Annotated in this window: 3 protein-coding genes; 1 reads left to right on the top strand and 2 read right to left on the bottom strand. The window is 58.5% G+C overall.

Annotated elements, in window-relative coordinates; genetic code table 11:
• Together M0974_RS24645 and M0974_RS24640 are read right to left on the bottom strand one after the other, a co-directional pair.
• A partial coding sequence (locus tag M0974_RS24645; RefSeq protein WP_297843178.1) for an AraC family transcriptional regulator occupies positions 1 to 903 on the bottom strand: 903 nt, incomplete at its 3' end.
• Between the two features lie 4 nt (positions 904 to 907).
• The gene (locus M0974_RS24640; RefSeq protein WP_297843180.1) at positions 908 to 2008 is read right to left on the bottom strand and encodes a carbon-nitrogen hydrolase family protein; all 1101 of its coding nucleotides are present in this window, start codon (positions 2006 to 2008) and stop codon (positions 908 to 910) included.
• 307 nt (positions 2009 to 2315) lie between these two features.
• Between M0974_RS24640 and M0974_RS24635 the strand changes: the two genes are divergently transcribed.
• Complete coding sequence (locus M0974_RS24635) at positions 2316 to 4352, top strand: NADPH-dependent 2,4-dienoyl-CoA reductase (protein ID WP_297843175.1); 2037 nt, start codon at positions 2316 to 2318, stop codon at positions 4350 to 4352.
• The last annotated feature ends 25 nt before the right edge of the window (positions 4353 to 4377 follow it).

Genomic DNA, 4377 nt, shown 5'->3' with positions numbered 1-4377 from the left:
GATGTAGGTCATCGCCAGATCCCGTCGGGTGTCGTTCAGAATTGCCCGAAATTGCGTCCCTTCTTCAGCCAGCTTGCGACGCAAGGTCCAGGTCGGCAGCTTCAGTCGTGCTGCCACTTCCTCCAGATCTGGTTCCCGCCCCCCATTCAACAACGGCCCCAGCAACTGAGTGATGCGTTCACGCAAACGCCGCGTGCGGGTCAACTGCTCCAGCTCTTTCTCACACAGCATCAGCAAATGCCGCCACGTGCTGGGGCAATGCTCAGGATTACGCAGGCCTAGGCTTTCCTGGCTCAGTCGCAGTTGATTGGCTTGCGCACCAAAACTCACCACGGTGTCGCTCAACTCTCGGTAGGCCTCGACGTAAGGCGGTTCTGAAAACTCGATGTCGAGTTTCTCCGCAAGCAAACGGCAACCGGCAACGCTCGACAGTTGCTGAATCCAACTGGCCATAATCGAGTCCACGACGAATCGGTTATATGCGTTGTACGGGCTGATGGAGTAGAAACGCAGCCACGCGCCGTGGGCATCCTCATAAAAGCTGGATTGCCCGCGATAGTTAGAGCCATACAACGCTTCGAAACGGATCAGGCAACGAGCTGCCTCACGCACGGTCGGTGCTTGCGCCGCGGTAACACCGGCCAAACCTGCCTGACTGATGCGGCTCAATCGGCCCATGCGTAAACCCAGACCCGGTTCGCCGGTCAATTGAATGGCTGCGTGGCCCAGGCGCATGTATCGCGGGATCGACAAGCGTGCACCGGGCTCGGCCAGCCGCGCCGGATCGAGGCCATATTGCTCGAGCAAAGGTTCCGGGTCTTGGCCGTAACTGCGCACGGCGTCAGCCAGGCTGTGAACAAATCCCACCGACAAATCACCTAAACGCACCCGTGGCGGATTCATCGGCCTACAACCACAGGTTGATCAAGTGGGCGATGTGCCTTGGCTGATCGTCACTGATTTGATTGACGCCGGTTGATCCATGGCGGTTGGCAAAACTGTGGCCGGAGCTGCCCTGATCCCAGAACTGGCCGCGCAAGAACACGCAGACCCCGGCCTGTGCGCTGCTGCCCGGCTCTGCACCGGTCAAGGTCAGTCTGCGCCACGCTTCGCCTTCGCTGACTTCACCCGGCTTGAGGCTGACTTCAGCAGGGGTCGACGCGCTTCTAAACCCACGCCATGGCTTGGACCACAGGCCGTTACCGACGACGAAGGCTGGAACGGCGATCAACTGCGCGCCTTTCTTGTTCAGTTGGGCGTAATTGCCGGGGTACCAGCTGTCGCTGCCGATCAATACGCCCAGGCGCCCTGCAGGCGTGTCCACCACATTCAGCTCCGCTGTGGGCGCGGGTTGGATGTAGTTGCGCTCGGTGAAATTTGGGTACAACTGACGTTGCGGCTGGCCGATGGGTAAGCCGTCAGTGCCGAACACCACACTGCTGTTGTACAACGGGCCACGACCGATGTGCAGTTGGCCGTCGTTGACGCTGGGGTCCGGCAGCACAATCGAGCCCGCCACCAGCGTGACACCGAAGGTTTTCGCCAGACCACCGAACAGCGCCTGGTAATCATCGGCCATGGCCTGCGCTTTCATTCTCAGGTAAGCGTCGTCGATACGGCTGCGGCCTTTGGCTTGAATCAGCGCGTGAAGGAATTGCAGTGGGTTGCTCACTGATAGCCAATTCATGGCTTCTTTGAGTGTTGTCGATTGATACAGCTGATCCTTCTCGCCGCTGGCCAACAGCCAAGTGCCAACGTGCTCAGGCAGAACCACGATGGTTTTGCTGTTTATCAGGCCTTTATCCCGAGCTTGCTGCAGATAAGCGGCAAGTTTGCGTCGCAGGTGCTCGCGGCTTTGATAATCGCTGGGGGACAGTTCCGGCTGAATGCCTAGCAAATTGCCGCGCTCGCCCGGTTGGCCGTCATTCACCGTCAGTTGAATACGCAAATCGGAGAGGTAGAGACTCACGGGACGCTGCCCGGTCCAGAGTGCGTAGCTGATGACCATCGCGATCAACAGCAGGACGACGATGGTATTAAAGGTTTTGCGCAAGGGGGACACAAAGAGCAGCCGTGTGCAGGGTTCACTGACTAGGGTAGGGCGCCCGGCAGCGCTTGCCAACCCTCGCTGTACGATTGGATCATTAAGTTGTCACTTTCAGGCATTGAGTGTGGTCCGGCAGCTCTTTAATGTCGGCATCATGAGCAGTTCGATGTGAACCTGACATCCGCAGGGGTGTTGCATCCGACCTGAATAATTGACGGCGGCCTCATTGAGGGCCCCGCATCCCGTGATCGTGCTTGATGGAGTTTTTATGTCCGCCACCCTGTACCCGCATTTACTGGCACCACTAGACCTCGGTTTCACCACATTGCGCAACCGTACCTTGATGGGGTCGATGCACACAGGCCTTGAGGAAAAGCCGGGCGGATTCGAGCGCATGGCGGCCTATTTTGCCGAGCGCGCGCGCGGTGGCGTTGGCCTGATGGTTACCGGCGGTATTGGTCCTAACGATGAGGGTGGGGTGTACTCCGGCGCGGCCAAGTTGACCACGGTCGAGGAGGCTGAAAAACATCGCATTGTGACCAAGGCCGTGCATGAGGCGGGCGGCAAGATCTGTATGCAGATTCTGCACGCCGGGCGTTATGCCTACAGCCCGAAACAAGTGGCACCCAGCGCGATTCAAGCGCCGATCAACCCGTTCACGCCTAAAGAGCTGGACGAGGAGGGCATCGAGAAGCAGATTCAGGATTTCGTCACCTGTTCGACCTTGGCGCAGAGTGCCGAATACGACGGCGTCGAGATTATGGGTTCGGAAGGTTATTTCATTAACCAGTTTCTGGTCGCGCACACGAACCACCGCACTGACCGTTGGGGCGGCAGTTACGAAAACCGCATGCGCCTGCCGGTAGAAATCGTGCGCCGCGTGCGTGAAGCGGTCGGGCCGAACTTCATTATTATTTATCGTCTGTCGATGCTCGATCTGGTTGCGGGCGGTAGTGTTTGGGAAGAAGTCGTGCAATTGGCACAAGCCATCGAGCAGGCCGGGGCGACGATCATCAACACCGGCATTGGTTGGCACGAAGCGCGTATTCCAACCATCGCCACCAAAGTACCCCGCGCCGCGTTCAGCAAAGTTACGGCCAAATTGCGCGGCTCGGTGAAGATTCCGCTGATCACCACTAACCGCATCAACACCCCGGAAGTCGCCGAGCGGATTCTCAGCGAAGGCGACGCCGACATGGTGTCCATGGCGCGGCCATTTTTGGCGGACGCTGATTTCGTCAACAAGGCTGCGGCGGGTCGCAGCGACGAAATCAACACTTGCATCGGCTGCAACCAGGCCTGCCTCGACCATACCTTCGGCGGCAAACTCACCAGTTGTTTAGTTAATCCACGTGCCTGCCACGAAACCGAACTCAATTACCTACCGGTGCAGCAGATCAAAAAGATCGCGGTGATCGGCGCCGGTCCTGCGGGGTTAGCTGCCTCGACGGTGGCCGCTGAGCGCGGGCATCAGGTGACGCTGTTTGATTCGGCCAGCGAGATTGGCGGCCAGTTCAACATCGCCAAGCGTGTGCCGGGTAAAGAGGAGTTCTCTGAGACCCTGCGTTACTTCGCGCGCAAGCTGCAAACCACCGGTGTTGAGGTGTGTTTGAACACGCGGGTAGCGGTCAGCGACTTGGTGGGTGCTGGTTATGACGAGATTATTCTGGCGACCGGTATTGCACCGCGTACGCCAGCGATTCCTGGCGTCGAGAATGCCAAGGTGTTGAGTTATATCGACGTGATTCTGGGCCGTAAGCCAGTTGGCAAAAGTGTGGCGGTGATCGGTGCTGGCGGGATTGGTTTCGACGTGTCGGAATACTTGGTGCATCAAGGCGTGTCCACCAGTCTCGATCGCACGGCGTTCTGGAAAGAGTGGGGCATCGACCTGGCGCTGGAAGCCCGTGGTGGTGTGGCGGGGATCAAAGCCGAACCCCATGCGCCGGCGCGTCAGGTGTTCCTGTTGCAGCGCAAGACTTCCAAAGTCGGCGACGGTTTAGGTAAAACCACCGGCTGGATTCACCGCACCGGTTTGAAGAACAAGCATGTGCAGATGCTCAACGGTGTTGAGTACCTGAAAATTGACGACGCAGGCCTACACATCCGTATCGGCGAAGGCGAGGAGCAAATTCTGCCTGTGGATAACATCGTGATCTGCGCCGGCCAGGACTCGTTGCGTGAGCTGTATGACGGGCTGGTCGAGGCTGGGCAGAACGTGCACCTGATTGGCGGCGCAGACGTGGCGGCTGAGTTGGATGCCAAACGTGCAATTGATCAGGGTTCGCGGCTGGCTGCGGCGTTGTAAGGACACATTCACGTCGCATGAACAT

It is taken from the genome of Pseudomonas sp., from assembly GCF_026224925.1.
Lineage (GTDB): Bacteria > Pseudomonadota > Gammaproteobacteria > Pseudomonadales > Pseudomonadaceae > Aquipseudomonas.
This window is presented reverse-complemented; position numbering and strand designations above follow the sequence as displayed.